Raw genomic sequence first — 19,658 nt, forward strand, 5'->3', positions numbered from 1 at the left:
AAAAGGCACTTTTTTTGTTTTTTTATTGTAAATAGTAGGTTATTAACCCTTGATAGTAAAGGAACTGTTACTTTTTTTAACAGGTGGTTAAAAAATATTGAGGTTTCTCACAAGGATTTTTCTATATAATAGAAGGAGCAAAGAAAGGCGGGATGAGATGAAAAAACGGATGGAACAAATTGAAGAAATTTTAGGTTGTGAAGAAAATAGTGCAGGCGTCCGATTAAAGGAATTGGTTGAAGCTTTAGAATTGGAAGTCACGAATCAAAATTTGTTAAAAGTAACAAGTGTTTTACATATGAATCCAATATTTAAAAAAATTTATGCATACGAAGACAGTCGTGTCATTACGCTGTATCAACTTTTACAAAATAAGCCGTTGGAAGTAACGGAATGAAAAGAGGGAAACACATGAAGAAAACAATGCTCATTCTTCTATTTGGTTTATTAACAGTGGCTGGTCTACCAATGGTGACCGAAGCGGTTGAGCCAGTTAACGCAACAGATGCAACAATTTTTGGCGCACAAGCAATGGTGCCTAATAGTGCGGAGGATCAAACAGATAAGTTACAGGCATTGCTGAGTCAGACAGCAAAGGAAGGACAGGCATTATTTTTACCACAGGGAAGTTATGCTCTGTCAAAAGATATTGCGATTTCTTCAAATTATCAATTAATTGGCGATACAACAGGAGCCACTATCTTACATAATGCTACAGGTGCCCCGATTCAGCTGACAGATACAACTTATGGAACGAAAACTAATGTACGACTTCAAAATATTGCCTTTGATGGAATTAATGTGACTTTGAAATTAACGAATCAATTAATCCTAGCAAACAATATTTTTTATAATCCATTAAAAGGATTCGTAGTCAATTTAAATGCAGATATTGGCGTTAAAATTTCAGGTAATATTTTCATGCGTGACACAGCACATATGCAGCCAGGGATTGATTTTAACCGAGCGATTTACATTGGTGGCTATTCAACACCAAGTCGCTTCCAGTATATGTCAGATGTAGACATCGTGGACAATTTATTTGGGTTAAAAGTGACGGAATTAGATGCGATTAAAAGCACCAGTCGTTCAGACTTAGCAGCGACTATTACACGTTTGCAAGCAGCCATTGAAGCCGGTGCTATTTCAGTACCTAATGAACAAAATTATCTATCAACAGGGGTTAATTCTTATAGTATGTTGAAGGATGTAACTGTTCAACATAATTTTTTCTATTCACCCTATGACAACGAAAACTTAAACGGCTTAGGTGGCGATCATGCGATTTATTTCCGTGGTGCCCAAAATATCACGGTGGTGGGGAATCATTTACGTGGACTACAAAATGGTCCTGCTGGCGGATTTAAGTTTAAATCAGGTCGTAATATTACGATTATGAATAATTATTTGCGAAATACAGGTCTCATTATGTATGGAACACCAGAGATTGGTTTGGCAGAAACGCAAGCAGAGGGAGCTATTTCAGAATTATCCAACTGGTTAGTGGCTAACAACATTTTTGATTGGAAGTATTGGGACAATCAATATGCAATTGGAATGGAGTACAATCGTCATACGGGAAATAACAATGTGTTCAATGGCGTATTTATTAACAATCAGTTTGTTAACTACCATAATATTCCGCAAAACCGACGTCGGGAATTGTTAATCGCTAGTGGCGGTGGTTTCCGACCAGAAACGAGTTTTGTGAAAGACAATACTCGAGATGATGGCCTTAAAAACGGCCAATTATTGGTAGAAAATTGGACAGAGGCGGACTATCGCTTAATGCCAGCAACATGGGAATCGTTGATTTCACCAACACTTTATGAGCAATATAAAAATACGCCAATTCCGGTTAGAAATACTTTAGCAACTCCTGTGGCCACGACGATTGTGCAAGGACAATCAATCGATCCGCAGCAACTGGTTGCTAATACAAATGATGCGGATGAAGCAGTCCCAACTGCTAAAATCGTCAATCCAGAGGTTTTAAATGAAATCGGCCAACAAAAAGTGACTGTTCAATTAACTTACGAAACAGGTTCATTGGTAACAGTGAACGTACCGGTGACGGTAGAGGCCCCTGTAAAAAAGCTTGATTTGTCCCGACTACAAACCGTTTATGCTTCGATTGGTGAAGCAAACCAATATACGGTTTACTCTTGGCAGTTATTCACTGCCATTGGGCCTAAAACGATTGTTCCTTCCTATTATCAGCAGGCGACACAATTGTTAGCAGAAGGTCAGGTGAGTGGGGACAAAACCCAAGAACAAGTGGATCAGTTAACAAGTAATTTGCAATCTGCAATGAAAGTATTAGTCAAAAAAGCCGATATCACGCTAGAGCGTGCAGAAGCAGAAAAGGAACTTGCGAGCGTTCACAAATTAGACGAATCTGTATATACCACAGATTCTTGGCAAGCCATGCAAGAAGCCTTAGTAGATACAACAACTGGGGAAGAAAGTCCTAAACAGTTACAAAAATTGCTTGGTCAGATGAAGAATTATTAGAGCCAACACTTGGTGGCTTTAAAACGCCCGTAGATGCGCAAAAGCGTATTAATCAATTAACACAAACCATAAAAACGGCGTTACTTCTGTTAGTTGAAAAATCAACAGAAACAACTAGTAACACAAGCGAAAGCAACACTCCAGGCACAACAAGTGAAAGCAGTAGTACAAGCGAAAGTAGTACTCCAGGCACAACAAGTGAGAGCAGTAATACAAGCGAAAGTAGCACTCCAGGCACGACAAGTGAAAGCAGTAGTACAAGCGAAAATAGTACTCCAGGCACGACAAGTGAAAGCAGTAGTACAAGCGAAAGTAGTACTCCAGGCACAACCAGCGAAACCAGTAATACAAGCGAAAGCAGCACGCCAAGCACGTCAAGTGAGAGCGGTAGCACGAGTGAAAGCAGCACGCCAAGCATGTCAAGTGAGAGCGGTAGTACAAGTGAAAGCAGTGCTTCAATTACGCCAAGTGAACCAAGCAATACAAATGAAAGTAACACTTCAAGTACGACCAGCGCAACCAACAGTACAAGCGAGAGTAGCACCCCAAGCACTGTAAACGCAAACAGCCAAAACAAAGGCGAAAACTCTGTCATTTACGCGGAAGAGTCTAATCAAGATCCTAATGCCTCTCAAAGTAATTCAAAGACCTCTGCCAAGGCTAGTCAAACAAAGGAATCCGCAGCAGAAAACCAAGCAACTAAACAGATACAAACGAAACAAGATTCGTCAGGAACAGTCAAAAAAGCGGATAATACGACTAAAATTGCCAAGAAAAAATTTCCCAAAACAGGGGAACAATCTTCAGCAGTTGGGGGCTTCCTAGGCCTGAGCTTTTTATCGTTAGCCATAGCAACCTATTGTTTTAAAGTGAAAAGATAACTCTTTAAAAACGGATAAGTAAACATCCTGAAACAAGAAATAGGACTTGTTTCAGGATGTTTTTATATAAAATTAAAAGAACTACAGTTTTTAGTGAAAAAATACACAAAAGTACTTGAATTTCTGTGATATAAGGGTAAAGTAAAGGAGGACAAAAAACAAAGGAAGTGAAATATTTGTATACACCAGATGAAATTTTAAGTATCAGTATTGAAAATGGTCAGAAAAAAATTCGAAAGCCTTTGGTAGCAAAACTCATTTTAGGATTTATCGGCGGTGCCATGATTTCCCTCGGCTATTTGGCTTATGTGCGTGTTTCCGCCTCTATTCCAGCAGATTTAGCCAGTGTTCAAGCTTTAGTGGGAGCTGCGGTTTTCCCAATTGGTCTAATTGTTATTTTAATGGCTGGTGGTGAGTTAATCACAGGAAATATGATGGCGGTGAGTACGGCTTGGTTTGCTAAAAAGGTTTCTTTCAGAGAATTACTCGTGAACTGGGTCACAATCACATTGGCAAATATGGTTGGTGCCCTATTTGTTGCCTATTTTTTTGGCCATTATTTAGGTTTAACCAGTAGCGGCTCCTATTTAAATCAGGTTCTTTCTCTTGCGGAACATAAAGTTGCAGCAACTTGGCTTCAGGCAATTATTTCAGGTATTGGCTGTAACTGGTTTGTAGGGCTGGCCTTATGGCTTTGTTATGGTGCGAAAGATGCAGCGGGGAAACTATTAGGCATCTGGTTTCCAGTAATGATTTTTGTTGCAATTGGCTTTCAGCATAGTGTGGCGAATGCATTCATCATTCCAGCCGCAATTTTTGAAGGCGGCGTTCAGTGGGGGGACTTTTTCCGTAATTTTATTTTTGTTTATTTAGGTAATATCATTGGTGGCGCCATTTTTGTTTCTGGCTTTTACTATTTAAGCTATCGCAAACATTAAATCCATTTAGCAGATAAAAACCTACACAAAGGCTAAATGCCTTTGTGCAGGTTTTTTCTTTTTAAACAAAAAGGAAAACAGTTGAAAAATTATTGCTAGATTTTTAAAACAATGTTACATTAATGTTACAAAAAAGATTTCTGGAGGTAACGAAAAATGAAAAAAATTGTTTTGTTCAGTATGTTAATGTTCAGTGTATTGTCTTTAAGTTTAGCAGGATGTGGAAACAAAAAAACAGCAAGCACAAATGATTCTAAGCCAAAGCAAGAAACAAAGAAAGCCACGCAGAAATCCTCTAGCCAACAAGAAATGAAAAATAGTCATTCGTCTGTCACGGGTCAAAATTCTAATGTGGCAGGGGAAAATCCGTCAGAAAATGCCGCGCAGCCTTCTGCAGGAACTGATGAAACGAATGAAGTCCCTCAAAACCAAGCACCTGATACAAACATTACAATTACCAATGTTGTTTTCAATCCTGAAAGAAATGAAATTAATGGTACTACATTACCTAATGCAACCATTACAGCAACGGTAGTAGGTGATGCTTCTGCACAAGCAGGTGTTTTTTATGCGGATGCCAATGGCAATTTTACAGTAATTAGTCCCAGAGCGGGAGCGACTACTCAATTAATCGCAACCGTTGATCAACGGAATAGTGCACCTGTCCAAATTGACATTCCAAGTTCAGGACAAGAAGCAGCGCTTTCTTTTAGCAATATTACGATTGATCCGAAACAAGGGACAATTTCTGGTAAAACAGCACCTAATGCAACTATTTTAGTGTCACGTGCAGATGATGCGCGGGTGATTTTAGCAAGTTTTACTGCGGATGCCCAAGGGAATTTCACAGCCAGTAATTTAGTTCCCGGCACAAAAAATCGCTTAGATGTTACGTTAAATGGAGAAATAGGGACACCTTACTTGTTTGATTTACCAAATTAAAATAGAAGAGAAGTGATTAAAGCCACCAACGCTAACTAGCGTTGGTGGCTTTGATGGTTTAAGCTTCTTCTTTTTTATGATTGCGGATATGTAAATAGATGGTATTTTTTGAAATACCTAATCGATCGGCAATCTTTATGACAGAATCTTTGAGATTGAAAATTCCTTGATCATATAAACGAATAACAATTTCTTTATTTTGATTCAAATGTGATACATTTGGATCGCTTTCTACTGCTTGTTTTACTTTTGTCAGTGAAGTAGTGATTAATTCGTCAATATTGTCAGAAAAATGTTCAGAATTTTTAAGCTCTTGGGACATATCATTTTGTTGTCCTGAAGGTAATAAGTCTTGCAAGTAGTCAATTAATGGCATTTCTAAATGCATATTGATACAGATCAATCCAATAATACGATCATTTTCACCGATAACTGGAATGGTGGAAGATTTTAAAATAACCCCTTTTTGATTTTTATTGTAGTAGGGTTTCACAGCGTAATCATGTTCCGACTCTACTTGACTTAACATTTTTAACGCCATATCAGTAATGGGGGCACCTTCCTTGCGGTTACTGAAATGGCCATTGATGACTTTGATAGCTGAACTTTCCAAATTTTCTAAACTATGAAGAATGACTTCATGGGTACTACCAAAGAAGTTCCCTAATCCATCAAGCATTAAGGCATGTGAATGTAAGATTTGTTTATCTACTTCACTTAAACGTAAATATGACTCCAAGTGATATCCTCCCCTACACTGAAATTAATTTTAGTGTAATACTTTTTTAATGGAAAAGCAATAAGATTCTTTACGTTAAAAAAATACATTGACTAAACTTTTGTTTAGTCGTATACTCTGAATGTGGAATGAAATTTTTATCACTCATTGTACTTTAGTTCATCGGAATGCTCGCTCATTCTTTCACTTGTTGAGCAATAAAAATTTTATTCAGGAGTACCATCCGTTATAAAAAAAATATAGTTGGAGGCAAAAAAATGAAAACGTTATCAGGAATCTTGATGTTAGTCTTAGTTTTATGTGGCATGTCCCTATTCTCTTTTAAAGCACCGCGAGGGAAAAAATCTTTAAGTGCTTTGTCTGGTGCAGCTTGTGCCACCTTTCTACCAGAGGCATTTTTGCGGTATGCAGTAGGCGGCGTTTTTCATTTAGATTATGTGTCGCAAATTGGGGAAACTATGGGTAGTCTAGGTGGTTTAGCATCTGGAGCTCTTGTGCCGCTGGCTTTCGGGATTAGTCCAGTTTTTTCAATTATTTTAGGTCTGTCATTGATTAAAGTCAGCTTGTTACCAGCTTTTATTACCGCGTATCTTTTATCTTTTGTTGTTGAGCAGATGCAAAAACGTATTCCGGAAGGGATTGACTTATTAGTCGTTATTTTAGTCATTCCAGTCGCAGCTTCGTTAGTTGCTGGTTTTATTCAACCCGTTGTATTAGGTGTCCTAGAAGTTATTGGGGGCACGATTTTAAGTGCAGTAGATGGCAATCCATATGTGATGGGCGCAATTTTAGGTGCTATTATCCCGATTGTTGGTATGACACCGTTAAGTTCAATGGTTTTAACTGCCTTGATTGGTTTGACTGGTGTACCAATGGCTGTCGGTGCATTGACTTGTTACGGCAGTTCCATTGTCAATGCGGCGCTATTTAAAAAGTTAAAACTAGGCACAGCTTCAACCCCGTTAGCTGTAGCAATCGAGCCACTAACACAAGTCGATATCATCAGTTCCAATCCAATACCTATTTACGCAACAAATTTATTTTCTGGAATGGTTAGTGGCATTGTAGTGACTTTCTTTGGCTTAAAAGTACCTGTGACAGGAATGGCAACGCCGTGGGCTGGTTTACTTGTGACATTAGGTAACAATGCCATTCAAACGACTTTACTAGCAGTAGCGATTATCACAGTGGTCAGTCTGATGTTTGGATTTTTAGGTGCGCTGGTCTTTAAACGTTACAGAATTGAAGCGGTGGATAATACACCAGAATTTGAAGGAACGACGGAAGTAACCAATGAAAAAGAAAAAGAAGCAGTAAAAACCAAAGGAGGAGTTACGTATGAACACAGCTATGGCCATCAATAAACCTAAAAAAGTGAACAAAGTAATGAACTACAAAAGTTGTTTTGACATTATCGGTCCTATTATGATTGGTCCTTCTAGTTCGCATACAGCTGGGGCCTTAGCAATTGGCTTAGCGGCAAGAAAGTTATTCGGCGGAACACCAGAAAAAATTGTGATTAAATACTATGAATCTTTTGCAGACACGCATAAAGGACATGGAACTGATTTTGCAATTATTGGCGGAATTCTTGGACTAGCAGCAGATGATGCCAACGTAACACAATCCATTGAACTTGCGGAAGAACAAGGAATTGAGATTCAATTTTTAGAAATGAGTGAAGAAAGTCCAGTGAAGCATGCTAATACAGCATGTGTGACACTCAGTGATGCAACGCACGAAATTCATTTAACAGGAATTTCTGTAGGTGGCGGCACTATCGAGGTGAAATACATTGAATTAGACGGTTTCAATGTCCAACTTCATGGTCCTTTACCTATTTTATTAGTCATTAATCAAGAAGAGCAGGCGATGCAAGCTTTTAAAGATACGTTACAAAAAAATAATATTCAAGTGAATGCGGTGTCTCGTTATGTGGAAGGGGATCAAATTTTGTTCATCTTTGACTTAGATTCGGCACCAATTTCCTCGGTGAAAGAACAACTGTTTTCACTAGATGACACATCGAAAATAATCTTATTATGATAGGAGTTTGACATATGTACCTTTCGATTGAAGAATTTATCGATAAAGCTGAAAAAACAGGAAAAAAAATCTCTGATTTGATGATTGAGCAAGAAATGGAGCGTAGCCAAAAAAGCTATGAAGAAATTTGGACACAGATGGGTCAAAATTTGGATGTCATGGATGCAGCTGTTAAACGCTCGCAAGAAGGAGCAGGCGTTTTTTCTCCTACTGGGTTAACGGGCGGTGATGCGGCACGTTTAAAAAAATACCGCGCAGCTGGCAAAACGTTATCAGGTGATTTAATGATGTCTGCAGTTCAAGCCGCACTAGGTACTAATGAAGTCAATGCAGCAATGGGCGTTGTTTGCGCAACGCCAACTGCTGGTGCAAGTGGCACCTTACCAGGGGTTTTAACAGCGATTAAAAATACCTTGAATTTAACGCGTGATCAACAAATTCGTTTCTTGTTTACCAGTTCTTTATTTGGGATGGTCACAGCCAACAATGCGATGATTGCTGGTGCAGTTGGTGGATGTCAAGCCGAAGTAGGCAGTGCTTCAGCGATGGCCGCCGCCGCAGCTGTTGAAGCGGCTGGCGGAACACCACGCCAATCTTCTGAAGCTTTTGCTATGGCTTTAGGGAATCTATTAGGTTTAGTTTGTGACCCAGTGGCTGGGTTAGTCGAAATTCCTTGTGTCAAACGAAATACAGTAGGTGCAGGCAATGCGTTAATCGCTGCAGATATGGCTTTAGCTGGAATTGTAAATAAAATACCAGCAGATGAAGTAGTGGAAGCCATGAATAAAGTCGGCCGTCAATTACCACGAGAATTGAGAGAAACGGGTTTAGGTGGCTTAGCTGGCACAGCGACTGGCCAACGAATGAAGAATGAAATTTTTGAAAAAGTAAAATTCACCATTGTTTAAAATTTAATCATGAAGAGGGAAATAAGATGCTGGATATGAAAAAAATTCGCCAAAATGTAGAAGTGGTGCAGAAAAAGTTAAAAACACGTGGTGTGGACGAGGAAGTTTTATTACGCTTTTTGGCTTTAGATGAAGAACGGAGAGCGTTACTTGTTAAAGTTGAAGAATTGAAAAAACACCGTAATCAGGTATCAGGAGAAATTGCACAATTAAAGCGTGCACAAAAAGATGCTTCACAACAATTGCTAAATATGCAAGAAGTTAGCGAGCAAATTAAAGTTTTAGACCAAGAAGTTGTTCATTTGCAAGAACAATGCACAGCCATTGCAGAACGTCTGCCTAACTTACCTCATGGGAGCGTGCCTGTTGGCGCAGACGAAGCCGCCAACGTAGAAGTTCGGCGGTGGAGTACGCCGAAAACTTTTTCATTTGAACCGAAACCACATTGGGAAATCGGTGAAGCCTTAGGAATTTTAGATTTTGAAAGAGGCGCGAAAGTATCTGGTAGCCGTTTTCTTTATTACAAAGGCTTAGGGGCTCGTTTAGAACGAGCGGTCTATAATTTTATGTTAGATCAACATGTTAATGAACATGGTTATACCGAGGTGATTCCTCCTTATTTGGTCAATAGCAAAGCAATGTTTGGCACCGGTCAGTTTCCTAAGTTCAAAGAAGATGTTTTCCAAGTTGCAGAAAGTGATTTGACGCTGATCCCCACAGCGGAAGTCCCATTAACTAACTACTATAATAATGAAATTTTAGAGGCGCAAGAGTTACCGATTTATTTTACTGCTTTAAGTCCTTCTTTTCGCTCGGAAGCGGGTAGCGCAGGCCGTGATACCCGAGGATTAATTCGTTTACACCAGTTCCATAAAGTAGAAATGGTTAAATTTAGTGATGCAGAACACTCCTATGAAGAATTAGAAAAAATGACCAACAATGCTGGAGATATTTTAGAAAAATTGGGCCTCCCTTATCGAGTGATTACTCTTTCGACAGGTGATATGGGCTTCTCGGCAGCGAAAACCTATGATTTAGAAGTTTGGATTCCGGCACAGAAAACGTATCGAGAAATTAGTTCTTGTTCAAACTGTGAAGACTTCCAAGCACGTCGGGCGTTGATTCGTTATCGTGATAAAACGGGTCAAGTTCAATATGCTCATACTCTTAATGGGTCAGGACTTGCTGTTGGTCGAACAGTGGCTGCCATTTTGGAAAATTATCAAAATGAAGATGGCACGGTAACGATTCCAGAAGTTCTACGTCCTTATATGGGCGGTTTAACGAAAATAGATTAAAAAAGAAGGTTGATGTCACAACATCAACCTTCTTTTTTAATTCGTTAAATCCGTTAACCAATGCCCAATTTCTTGAAAAACTGTAGCTTTTTCCGTTTCTAATAAAATTTCATGACGCAAAGTGGGAAATAGCCGTAACGTCACGTGCTGAAAACCTGCATGCTTTAATTGCTTTTGAATTTTCGCTGGCCCCTTGCTGAAATCACCAACTGGGTCTTCAGCGCCACTAATGATTAAAATAGGCAATTCTTTTGGGATAGCTTGGTACCAATTCCTTTGATTGGCTCGTTTAACAAGCGAAAAAAGGGTAGCAAAACCATTGTTGGTAAATACGAAGCCCATTAATGGGTCATTTTCATAGTCAGCCACATTGGATTGATTTTTAGAAAGCCAATTAAAGGAACTTGCTTCAGGAAATTTTTTGCTAAAAGAACCAAATGCCAGCTTATCAATGAACGGAGCTGGTTTTTTCGGCTGTTTCTCGGCCATTTTTTTAATAAAAGGCAATGCGGCGGTTAAAGGTAACGGACTTGTTCCAGTGCCCATGAAAATGACTCCTTGCATAGTCACAGGATAGTCTTGCAGATAGTTGCGCAAGGCGAAAGACCCCATGCTGTGACCCATCATAAAATAGGGCAATTGTGGATAGTGATTCATAGCCCATTGTTTCACTTGATGAATATCTGTAACGACATTTTCAGGCCCTTGTTCTCCAAAAAAACCATAGATCGGTGCGCTTGGTTGTACAGATTCGCCATGACCTAGATGATCATGCCCAATTACGGCAAACCCTAATTGATTTAAAAAACGAGCAAATTCATCATAACGTTGGATATGCTCTGCCATGCCGTGAATCAATTGAACTACGGCTTTGGGTGAAGGACAGGGCCAATGACGTACATTGAGCTGAGTTTGTTGATCGTTTGAAGTGAGTATGAATTGTTCAGTCATAAGAAACCCTTTCTTTGCTTTTTGATTATTATACAAAAAAAAGACGGTGTTCAAAAGAAAAATTCATGAGAAAACGCCTCAGCTTTCACTGAGACGCCTTCTTTTATTTATCTTTAATAAAATAGCAATGATGTCAAAAAATAGTCGATTTCACTAAGTGACGAATTATGGGTGGTACAAATACTGCTGGAAATAGTTGTTAACTTCAAGGGCATCTTCTTTATTTTTTGAAAGAATTAAGATAGTATCATCCCCAGCGATGCAGCCCAAGATATGAGGGTTGTGGATACGTATGCGATCAATTAAAACCCCGATGGCTTGCCCGTTGCCAGGTAAGACGGTTAAAAGATTTGTGAACTCTATTTGTGTTAAAGAAACACCAGTTTCAATAATAATGTCAACAAGACGTTCTTCATCTGTTTTATATTTTGGACGAAGGGCAGAATTATTCAAGATACGATAATAGGCTTCTCCTTGACCATTGTCTACTTTGTTTAAATTCAGCTCACGAATGTCACGAGAAATAGTTGCTTGTGTGGTGTGAATATTTTCTTTTTCCAATAATGCTAGTAATTCACTTTGTGTATGGATTTCATTTTCTGTGACCAATCGCTTAATCATCGTTTGGCGTTTTAATCGGTTCATTACTTTCCTCCAGTTCAGTTAATCATGCAGAAAAACATCATTGCTGTTATTTAAAACGGTGCCAGTAATTCCCTAAAATCACTGTACAACGTTTTACTAAATTGTGCAAGTCTCACTTTTTTGAATGCGAAATATCCGGCAAAATCAATGAGAACCTTTTAGCTAAACGACCCTTTTTCTATTCTAATTAGAGAGATTCTGCTAGTATTGCTTTGTAAATGTCTGGAGGAAGGGTGTTATTTGTGAATAAGCAAACACGCCAAAGTTTGATTAAAGAAATCATTCAAACAACCGTAATTCATAGTCAAAATGAGTTGTTAAGAGAATTAAAAAAGCGCGAGATAAATGTCGCACAAGCAACGATTTCACGGGATTTATGGGAATTAAAAGTCGTCAAAGCATTAGATGAGTCTGGCGAGATGCGGTTAACGATTTTTGAACAATTCACTTCTTTAGAAGAACGAAAAAAAGAACAGTTGATACAAGCAATTCGTGAGGTAGTGACCAAAGTTGAACGTGTCGCCTTTTTACTAGTGGTTCATACATTACCAGACAACGCAACATTGTTTTCAGCTGTACTTGATGAAGTGTCTTTGTGTGAAAAGAAATGTTCTGTCGCTGGCTTCGACACTGTTATTATTGTTTCATCATCCGAGGAAAAAGCACAAGAACTAGAGCAGTATTTTCAACAATTTATTCAGCCAACACCTTTGTCAAAAAGTAACGCATAAATGGAAGGGAGCCAGAAGTCGTTTTGACTGCTGACTCCCTTCCTTTTACCTATATAAGATTATAACTTTATGAAGTGCATGAAGAAATATTTTTTTTTGAATAAATGCATTTTTTTTTATTTAATTATGCATTATTTTTTTAGAATATCTATGAAAGCGCATTCTTTCAGGCTGGAAATATGCATAAGAAAGAATACCGTTGTATATTTGGTATTTTGTTTGGCAAATGGCTCACGTCCTAGGTTAATCAGGTCTGTTATTCTGTGTTTGTAATTAAGTTGAGGAGGTTATTTCACATGAGTCATCCAATTAATGTATTTTCTGAAATCGGGAAATTGAAAACAGTGATGTTACATCGTCCAGGTAAGGAATTAGAAAATTTAATGCCAGATTATCTGGAGAGATTGTTGTTTGATGATATTCCGTTTTTAGAAAAAGCACAAGCAGAACATGATGCATTTGCAGAGTTGTTACGATCAAAAGATATCGAAGTGGTCTATTTAGAGGACTTAGCTGCTGAAGCGTTGATTAATGAAGAGGTCCGCCGACAATTTATTGACCAATTCTTAGAAGAAGCCAATATTCGCAGCGAATCAGCAAAAGAAAAAGTTAGAGAGTTAATGTTAGAAATTGACGACAACGAAGAACTTATTCAAAAAGCGATTGCAGGCATTCAAAAACAAGAATTACCTAAATATGAGCAAGAATTTTTAACAGATATGGTTGAAGCGGATTATCCATTCATTATTGATCCAATGCCTAACTTATACTTCACACGTGATAACTTTGCGACAATGGGCCACGGGATTTCTTTAAATCATATGTATTCAGTAACTCGACAACGGGAAACCATTTTTGGGCAATACATTTTTGATTATCATCCTCGTTTTGCTGGAAAAGAGGTTCCTAGAGTTTATGATCGTTCAGAATCAACCAGAATTGAAGGTGGCGATGAATTAATTCTTTCAAAAGAAGTAGTGGCCATTGGGATTTCTCAAAGAACGGATGCCGCGTCAATTGAAAAAATTGCGAGAAATATTTTTGAACAAAAATTAGGATTCAAAAATATCTTGGCTTTTGATATCGGTGAACATCGTAAATTCATGCATTTAGATACCGTTTTTACCATGATTGACTATGATAAATTTACGATTCATCCAGAAATCGAAGGTGGTTTGGTTGTTTACTCGATCACTGAAAAGGCAGATGGAGACATCCAAATTACAAAAGAAAAAGATACATTAGATAACATTTTATGCAAATACTTGCATTTAGACAATGTTCAATTAATCCGTTGCGGCGCTGGGAATTTAACCGCAGCAGCCCGTGAACAATGGAACGACGGTTCAAATACATTAGCAATTGCCCCTGGGGAAGTTGTTGTTTACGATCGGAATACAATTACGAATAAAGCGCTAGAAGAAGCAGGCGTGAAATTGAATTACATTCCAGGAAGTGAACTAGTACGTGGCCGTGGTGGCCCTCGTTGTATGAGTATGCCACTTTACCGTGAAGATCTTTAAAAAACACCCAAAAATAGGAGGAATCATCATGAATTCAGTATTTCAAGGACGTAGTTTATTAGCAGAAAAAGATTTTACAAGAGCAGAATTAGAGTATTTGGTAGACTTCAGTATTCACTTAAAAGAATTGAAGAAAAAAGGGATTCCACATCACTATTTAGAAGGAAAAAATATCGCTCTTTTATTTGAAAAAACTTCGACACGGACACGCTCTGCATTTACTACAGCAGCGATTGATTTAGGGGCACATCCTGAGTATTTAGGCGCCAACGATATTCAATTAGGTAAAAAAGAATCTGTTGAAGATACAGCGATTGTTTTAGGTAGTATGTTTGACGGGATTGAGTTCCGTGGGTTTAGTCAAGAAGTAGTGGAAGATTTAGCGAAATATTCTGGTGTTCCTGTTTGGAATGGTTTAACGGATCAATGGCATCCAACACAAATGATTGCGGACTTTATGACAGTGAAAGAAAACTTTGGTCGTTTAGAAGGAATCACTTTAGTATATGTCGGCGATGGCCGTAACAACATGGCAAACAGCTTGTTAGTGACAGGTGCTATTTTAGGCGTAAATGTTCGCATTTGTGCACCAAAAGAATTGTTCCCTTCTGATGAAGTCGTTAATTACGCAAAAGAATTTGCGAAAGAATCTGGTGCAGAATTAATGATTACAGACGACGTTGCTAAAGGCGTTAAAGGAGCCAACGTGTTATATACAGACGTTTGGGTGTCCATGGGTGAAGAAGATAAATTTGAAGAACGTGTCAATCTGTTGAAACCTTATCAAATTAATATGGCTATGTTAGAAAAAACCGAAAACATGGATGGCGATTTAATCGTATTACACTGTTTACCAGCCTTTCATGATACGAAAACACAATACGGAGAAATGGTTGCTGAAAAATTTGGCATTACTGAAATGGAAATTACGGATGAAGTCTTCCGCAGTAAATATGGTCGTCAATTTGAAGAAGCAGAAAACAGAATGCATTCCATTAAAGCAATCATGGCAGCTACTTTAGGCAACTTATTCATTCCTCGTGTGTAGGAAGCAACTGAAAAAACATTGAAAAAAGAATAGTTGTTTCGCCCTTTAAGAGTTTCTTTTGAAGGGCGGCCTATTCTTTATTATGATAGGAAAGAAGGATTTGTAATGGGGAAAAAAATGGTCGTTGCACTAGGCGGAAATGCCATCCTTTCAAATGATGCTAGCGCACACGCACAACAGCAAGCATTAGTTCAAACATCTGCCTATTTAGTTCATTTAATTAAACAAGGGCATCGGTTGATTGTTTCACATGGCAATGGTCCACAAGTCGGTAATCTATTATTGCAACAACAAGCAGCTGATTCTGAAAAAAATCCAGCAATGCCGCTAGATACGTGTGTTGCTATGACACAAGGAAGTATCGGCTACTGGTTGTCCAATGCGCTTAATCAAGAATTAAATAAAGCAGGAATCAAGAAACAAGTGGCTACTGTTTTAACACAGGTGGTGGTGGATCCAGAAGATGAGGCTTTCAAAAATCCAACAAAACCGATCGGTCCATTTTTAACAGAAGCTGAAGCCAAAGAAGCAATGCAAGCAGGTGCTATTTTTAAAGAAGATGCAGGACGTGGCTGGCGCAAAGTCGTTCCAAGTCCTAAGCCAATTGACATCCACGAGGCTGAGACTATTAATACTTTAATAAAAAATGATATAATTACCATTTCATGTGGTGGTGGCGGCATCCCTGTAGTAGGACAAGAATTAAAAGGTGTCGAAGCAGTAATCGATAAAGATTTTGCTTCTGAAAAACTAGCAGAATTAGTGGATGCGGATGCACTAGTTATTTTAACTGGCGTGGATTATGTGTGCATTAATTATGGCAAACCAGATGAAAAACAATTAACCAATGTCACTGTAGCAGAGTTGGAAGAATACAAACAAGCGGGTCATTTTGCACCAGGTAGTATGTTACCGAAAATTGAAGCCGCCATTCAGTTTGTAGAAAGCCAACCCAATAAACAAGCAATTATCACTTCTTTGGAAAACTTAGGAAGTATGAGCGGCGATGAAATCGTAGGAACGGTTGTGACAAAATAAAGTATAGTATTTAGGAGAATTAAGATGATGATAGAGAAAATAATCACTAAAAATAATCAAGATTTTCAATACTTTTCTGAATCAGAACTAACAGAATTGCGTAACGAGAGTTTCGTTCGCTCCTATAAAAAAGGCCAAGTCCTTTTTTATCCAGGTGATCCGAGAAATCATTTAATTTTATTGGTTTCAGGTGTCATTAAAATTGAAAAAAATGATCGCAGTGGTAATTTTTCCTATCTGCATTTTATGAAAAAGCAGGCTCTTTTTCCGAGAATCGGACTGTTTCAAGATGAGGTTCATTACGACTCCGCGATTGCCTATACGGATATTGAGGTTGTATTTGTGCCAGTTAAACTGTTTGAGCGTTTTCTCCAAAATAATCCCCAGCAATTGATTCATTGGATTCAAGAACAATCGGTCCTTTTAAAAGAAAGCATGATAAAAATCCAAAAAGGAACAACCAATGATGCATGTGAACGGATTGTGACATCACTGGCGATGTTATTAAATGATTTAGGAGAACGAATTGACAACAGAGAACGCGTTGCAATTGCTTGTCCAATTACCATTAATGACATTGCACGGATGAGTGGAACTACGCGGGAAACAGCAAGCAGTGTTATGAAAAAATTAGTCCAAATGAACCGTATTAGCTACAGTCATAAATTCTTAACTTTTCTAGATACACCATTCTTTATTGATCGATTGAGTAATTAATCATAGAGAAGGGAGATACAGGAAAGTAGGTTCCTGTATAAAAGGATATGGCAGAAAAAAAGAAGAAAAACAAAAAACAGCTTTCGTCTTTTAGTATTTTATTTATTATTTTAATTGTTTTAGGTATCGTAACGGTCTTGCTAAATGGCCAGCCATTTACCCCAAGAGAAATTGATGGCAAAATGGTTGACCACGTGGTAGGGGCCAAATTATCGGATATTATCATGGCTCCATTCAATGGGTTTAAAGATGCCATTGAAATTAATATTTTTATTTTAGTACTCGGTGGCTTTTTAAATATTGTGACGCAAACTGGGGCTCTTGAAGCAGGGATTCAATCAGTCGTTAAAAAGTTAAAAGGGAATGAATTGAAAATCATTCCGATTTTAATGATTTTATTTTCTATTGGTGGGTCGACTTATGGAATGGCAGAAGAAACAATTCCTTTTTATGGTTTATTGAGTGCCACCATGGTCGCCGCTGGTTTTGATACGTTTGTCGCAGTGGGGACTGTGCTATTGGGTGCAGGATCAGGTGTTATCGGTTCAACGGTTAACCCTTTCTCCACAGGGGTAGCGATGGATGCGTTACGAGGTATTGGCATTCAGCCGAATACAGGAATTATTTTAATTGTCGGTGCTATTTTGTGGGCGGCCTCTACCAGCTATTCTATTTTCATTGTGATGCGTTATGCGAAAAAAGTGAAGGCTGACAAAGGTTCAACAATTTTATCTTTACAAGAACAAGAGGATATGGAAAAAACGTATGGACAAGCAGCGTCGAAAGAAATGCCATTTACGAATCGTCATAAAAAAATCTTAATGGTATTCGCTTTCTGTTTTGTCGTTATGATTGTTTCCTTAATTCCATGGAACGACTTTGGAGTGACGATTTTCAAAGGCTGGACGTCTGTTTTAACAGGCAACAGTTTCGGTGACTGGTACTTTGGCGACTTAGCGATGTGGTTCTTCCTTTTAGGGATCATTGCTGCCTTGATTGGTCGCTTTACTGAAAAAGAAACCATTGAAGCATTTATCGACGGTGCCAAAGATATGTTATCCGTTGTTTTAATCATTGTAGTTGCTCGCGGGGCATCTGTTTTGATGTCTAAAACGTATTTAGATTCATTTATCCTTGATAAAGCGGCAGGCTTATTACAAGGACTCTCCCCAGTTTTATTTGTCATCGGTGCCTTTGTTTTATACTTAGGTTTATCTTTCCTAATTCCTTCAACTTCTGGTTTAGCGTACGTTTCCATTCCTGTAATGGGTGCGTTAGCTAAAAACATTGGTTTAAGTCCAGAAGTGATGGTTATGATTTTTGCTTCAGGTTGTGGCTTGATTAATTTGATCACGCCAACATCTGGTGTTGTAATGGGTGGTTTGGAAATTTCCAAAGTTCAATATGCCACTTGGACAAAATTCATGGCCAAACCAATGATTGTCTTAGGCTTAATTAACCTAATTATCTTAATTGGCGCGATGTTACTCTTTAGCTAATCAAAAATTTTTTATGTTAGGGCTTCGGCTTTCGGAAAAAAGAAGAAGCAATGAAACAACAGCGACTACCTAAAAGTAGTCGCTGTTGTTTCATTTTGATAATTGTTGAATTAACAATTTTGCGACAGCGCGGACAGAAAAAGGGTTTTGCCCAGTGATTATACGGCCATCTTGATACGCAAATTCTTTATAGGGGCGTTTTTTCGCAAAAGTAGCACCATGTTCTTTGGCAATTGTTTCGTTTAAGAAAGGAACAACTGCTTTTTTCATGGCTAAAATTTCTTCTGCAGTAGTGAAGCCAGTAATGGTTTTATCTGCAATCAAATAATTTCCTGACGCATCTTTGACATTTAAAAGACCAGCAATTCCGTGACAAACAGAAGTTAGGTATTTGCCCTGTTCGTAAAGGCTACGAGTGATTGCTTGCAACTGAGGGTTATCAGGAAAGTCCCACATAACGCCATGGCCTCCTGTAAAGTAAATTGCTGCGTATTCATCTGGCTCAATTTCTTCAAGAGAGAGGGAATGCGCTAGCGCTCGTTCTTGAAAATCGGCACTTTCATAAACCGCCATAATGGATGAATCTACATATTTCATACTCCGGGGATCCAAAGGGACATAGCCTCCTTGGGGACTAACATAGTCAACTGAAAATCCTGCTTTGGTTACTTCTTCCACGAACTCCGTGGCTTCACCTAGCCAGAGGCCAGTCGGTTCTTCGGTGCCGTGATAACGGGAAACGTTTGTGAGGACCACGAGAATTTTTTTCATGCTTGCTTCCTCCCTGGCATAATCGACGTAATGTGGGTCAATAGTTGTTGGAGTTGCTCAATTTTGGTGGTATCGTGAGAAAGAGAGTAATAATTTTTAGTTCCTTCACTGCGACAATCAATTAATTTGGCTTGTTTCAAAATTTTTAAGTGGTGAGAAACAGCGGGGCGTGAGAGCTGTGTCGCCTCTGTTAACTCAGTGACACGACGGCCAACACAGGCTTGGTCTTCTAACAGTGCAATAATAATTGCTTGGCGTTTTTCATCACCCAATGCGATTAAAAAATCACTAAGCGCAGTAAATTCTGTTTGAATTTCTTCTAATTCTTTCATATTTTTCCGCCTCTTTGGTTCGTATTTTTAAACGATTAAACCATTTTTCGTGTTTTTTGTCAATAAAATACGCTGAGGGCTGAAACTTGACGTGGATTCCATTCTTCGTTATGATACTAATTGATTAAAGGTTTAAA

General features: G+C 38.5%; 18 protein-coding genes and 1 pseudogene. 14 read left to right on the forward strand and 5 right to left on the reverse strand.

Annotation, left to right across the window (positions count from 1 at the left end; all coding sequences use genetic code 11):
• The first annotated feature begins 157 nt into the window (after nt 1-157).
• The 4 genes and pseudogenes from IGJ63_RS00385 to IGJ63_RS00400 all read left to right on the forward strand — a co-directional run bounded on the left by IGJ63_RS00385 (nt 158) and on the right by IGJ63_RS00400 (nt 5,275).
• Nucleotides 158-397 (forward strand): hypothetical protein, encoded by a 240-nt coding sequence (locus IGJ63_RS00385; protein ID WP_438745781.1) that lies wholly within the window; start codon nt 158-160, stop codon nt 395-397.
• Nucleotides 394-3,395 (forward strand): annotated as a pseudogene (locus IGJ63_RS00390) (glycosyl hydrolase family 28-related protein). The gene IGJ63_RS00385 and the pseudogene IGJ63_RS00390 overlap by 4 nt, the downstream one beginning before the upstream one ends.
• Nucleotides 3,396-3,571: 176 nt before the next feature.
• The gene (locus IGJ63_RS00395; RefSeq protein ID WP_162783917.1) at nt 3,572-4,333 is read left to right on the forward strand and encodes a formate/nitrite transporter family protein; all 762 of its coding nucleotides are present in this window, start codon (nt 3,572-3,574) and stop codon (nt 4,331-4,333) included.
• Nucleotides 4,334-4,489: 156 nt separating this feature from the next.
• On the forward strand, nt 4,490-5,275 hold the full coding sequence (locus IGJ63_RS00400) for a lipoprotein (RefSeq protein ID WP_010827075.1): 786 nt from the start codon (nt 4,490-4,492) through the stop codon (nt 5,273-5,275).
• 58 nt (nt 5,276-5,333) lie between these two features.
• On the opposite strand, the gene IGJ63_RS00405 is transcribed toward IGJ63_RS00400, so the two are convergent.
• Nucleotides 5,334-5,954: a helix-turn-helix transcriptional regulator gene (locus tag IGJ63_RS00405; protein ID WP_002383467.1), complete on the reverse strand. Its 621-nt coding sequence runs from the start codon at nt 5,952-5,954 to the stop codon at nt 5,334-5,336.
• Nucleotides 5,955-6,271: 317 nt separating this feature from the next.
• On the opposite strand from IGJ63_RS00405, the gene IGJ63_RS00410 reads away from it, so the two are divergent.
• The 4 genes from IGJ63_RS00410 to serS are packed head-to-tail and all read left to right on the forward strand — an operon-like array spanning nt 6,272 to nt 10,266.
• Nucleotides 6,272-7,378 carry a PTS sugar transporter subunit IIC gene (locus tag IGJ63_RS00410; RefSeq protein ID WP_101731892.1) on the forward strand — a complete coding sequence of 369 codons (1,107 nt, stop codon included), beginning with the start codon at nt 6,272-6,274 and terminating at the stop codon, nt 7,376-7,378.
• Nucleotides 7,365-8,060, forward strand: a complete 696-nt coding sequence (gene sdaAB, locus IGJ63_RS00415; RefSeq protein ID WP_002392236.1) for an L-serine ammonia-lyase, iron-sulfur-dependent subunit beta — start codon at nt 7,365-7,367, stop codon at nt 8,058-8,060. Before IGJ63_RS00410 ends, sdaAB begins: the two co-directional genes overlap by 14 nt.
• A gap of 14 nt (nt 8,061-8,074) precedes the next feature.
• Nucleotides 8,075-8,968: an L-serine ammonia-lyase, iron-sulfur-dependent, subunit alpha gene (gene sdaAA / locus IGJ63_RS00420; protein WP_002356122.1), complete on the forward strand. Its 894-nt coding sequence runs from the start codon at nt 8,075-8,077 to the stop codon at nt 8,966-8,968.
• A gap of 26 nt (nt 8,969-8,994) precedes the next feature.
• A complete protein-coding gene (gene serS / locus IGJ63_RS00425; RefSeq protein ID WP_010775481.1) occupies nt 8,995-10,266 on the forward strand; it encodes a serine--tRNA ligase in 1,272 nt (423 codons plus the stop codon).
• A 36-nt stretch (nt 10,267-10,302) separates the two neighbouring features.
• Here serS and IGJ63_RS00430 read toward each other — a convergent pair whose 3' ends face one another.
• Nucleotides 10,303-11,253, reverse strand: a complete 951-nt coding sequence (locus tag IGJ63_RS00430) for an alpha/beta hydrolase (protein WP_180758883.1) — start codon at nt 11,251-11,253, stop codon at nt 10,303-10,305.
• Between the two features lie 129 nt (nt 11,254-11,382).
• Entirely contained in the window at nt 11,383-11,862 is a 480-nt protein-coding gene (locus IGJ63_RS00435; protein WP_002356125.1) for an arginine repressor, read from the reverse strand.
• 218 nt (nt 11,863-12,080) lie between these two features.
• On the opposite strand from IGJ63_RS00435, the gene IGJ63_RS00440 reads away from it, so the two are divergent.
• From IGJ63_RS00440 to IGJ63_RS00465, 6 genes are all read left to right on the forward strand, one after another.
• Nucleotides 12,081-12,593 (forward strand): arginine repressor, encoded by a 513-nt coding sequence (locus tag IGJ63_RS00440; RefSeq protein WP_002387472.1) that lies wholly within the window; start codon nt 12,081-12,083, stop codon nt 12,591-12,593.
• A 296-nt stretch (nt 12,594-12,889) separates the two neighbouring features.
• On the forward strand, nt 12,890-14,116 hold the full coding sequence (arcA, locus tag IGJ63_RS00445; RefSeq protein WP_002356129.1) for an arginine deiminase: 1,227 nt from the start codon (nt 12,890-12,892) through the stop codon (nt 14,114-14,116).
• A gap of 25 nt (nt 14,117-14,141) precedes the next feature.
• Entirely contained in the window at nt 14,142-15,164 is a 1,023-nt protein-coding gene (argF, locus tag IGJ63_RS00450) for an ornithine carbamoyltransferase (RefSeq protein WP_160747730.1), read from the forward strand.
• Nucleotides 15,165-15,269: 105 nt separating this feature from the next.
• Nucleotides 15,270-16,202, forward strand: coding sequence for a carbamate kinase (gene arcC / locus IGJ63_RS00455; RefSeq protein WP_010822022.1), 933 nt, complete (start codon nt 15,270-15,272; stop codon nt 16,200-16,202).
• Nucleotides 16,203-16,226: 24 nt separating this feature from the next.
• Entirely contained in the window at nt 16,227-16,919 is a 693-nt protein-coding gene (locus IGJ63_RS00460; protein WP_002363490.1) for a Crp/Fnr family transcriptional regulator, read from the forward strand.
• A 47-nt stretch (nt 16,920-16,966) separates the two neighbouring features.
• A complete protein-coding gene (locus tag IGJ63_RS00465; protein WP_002383451.1) occupies nt 16,967-18,418 on the forward strand; it encodes a YfcC family protein in 1,452 nt (483 codons plus the stop codon).
• A gap of 90 nt (nt 18,419-18,508) precedes the next feature.
• On the opposite strand, the gene IGJ63_RS00470 is transcribed toward IGJ63_RS00465, so the two are convergent.
• Complete coding sequence (locus IGJ63_RS00470; protein ID WP_002414088.1) at nt 18,509-19,189, reverse strand: type 1 glutamine amidotransferase domain-containing protein; 681 nt, start codon at nt 19,187-19,189, stop codon at nt 18,509-18,511.
• Nucleotides 19,186-19,521, reverse strand: coding sequence for an ArsR/SmtB family transcription factor (locus IGJ63_RS00475; protein ID WP_002356136.1), 336 nt, complete (start codon nt 19,519-19,521; stop codon nt 19,186-19,188). The genes IGJ63_RS00470 and IGJ63_RS00475 overlap by 4 nt, the downstream gene beginning before the upstream one ends.
• Nucleotides 19,522-19,658 lie beyond the last annotated feature (137 nt).

This window comes from Enterococcus sp. DIV1375a (assembly GCF_051712205.1).
In the GTDB taxonomy this organism is placed as follows: domain Bacteria; phylum Bacillota; class Bacilli; order Lactobacillales; family Enterococcaceae; genus Enterococcus; species Enterococcus faecalis.

Excerpts from the sequence above, each read along its gene's own strand:
- IGJ63_RS00385 (WP_438745781.1), top strand. The coding sequence starts at position 158 with ATGAAAAAACGGATGGAACAAATTGAAGAAATTTTAGGTTGTGAAGAA.
- IGJ63_RS00400 (WP_010827075.1), top strand. The coding sequence starts at position 4,490 with ATGAAAAAAATTGTTTTGTTCAGTATGTTAATGTTCAGTGTATTGTCT.
- IGJ63_RS00405 (WP_002383467.1), bottom strand. The coding sequence starts at position 5,954 with ATGCTTGATGGATTAGGGAACTTCTTTGGTAGTACCCATGAAGTCATT.
- IGJ63_RS00410 (WP_101731892.1), top strand. The coding sequence starts at position 6,272 with ATGAAAACGTTATCAGGAATCTTGATGTTAGTCTTAGTTTTATGTGGC.
- sdaAB (WP_002392236.1), top strand. The coding sequence starts at position 7,365 with ATGGCCATCAATAAACCTAAAAAAGTGAACAAAGTAATGAACTACAAA.
- sdaAA (WP_002356122.1), top strand. The coding sequence starts at position 8,075 with ATGTACCTTTCGATTGAAGAATTTATCGATAAAGCTGAAAAAACAGGA.
- serS (WP_010775481.1), top strand. The coding sequence starts at position 8,995 with ATGCTGGATATGAAAAAAATTCGCCAAAATGTAGAAGTGGTGCAGAAA.
- IGJ63_RS00435 (WP_002356125.1), bottom strand. The coding sequence starts at position 11,862 with ATGAACCGATTAAAACGCCAAACGATGATTAAGCGATTGGTCACAGAA.
- IGJ63_RS00440 (WP_002387472.1), top strand. The coding sequence starts at position 12,081 with ATGTCTGGAGGAAGGGTGTTATTTGTGAATAAGCAAACACGCCAAAGT.
- arcA (WP_002356129.1), top strand. The coding sequence starts at position 12,890 with ATGAGTCATCCAATTAATGTATTTTCTGAAATCGGGAAATTGAAAACA.
- arcC (WP_010822022.1), top strand. The coding sequence starts at position 15,270 with ATGGGGAAAAAAATGGTCGTTGCACTAGGCGGAAATGCCATCCTTTCA.
- IGJ63_RS00460 (WP_002363490.1), top strand. The coding sequence starts at position 16,227 with ATGATGATAGAGAAAATAATCACTAAAAATAATCAAGATTTTCAATAC.
- IGJ63_RS00465 (WP_002383451.1), top strand. The coding sequence starts at position 16,967 with ATGGCAGAAAAAAAGAAGAAAAACAAAAAACAGCTTTCGTCTTTTAGT.
- IGJ63_RS00470 (WP_002414088.1), bottom strand. The coding sequence starts at position 19,189 with ATGAAAAAAATTCTCGTGGTCCTCACAAACGTTTCCCGTTATCACGGC.
- IGJ63_RS00475 (WP_002356136.1), bottom strand. The coding sequence starts at position 19,521 with ATGAAAGAATTAGAAGAAATTCAAACAGAATTTACTGCGCTTAGTGAT.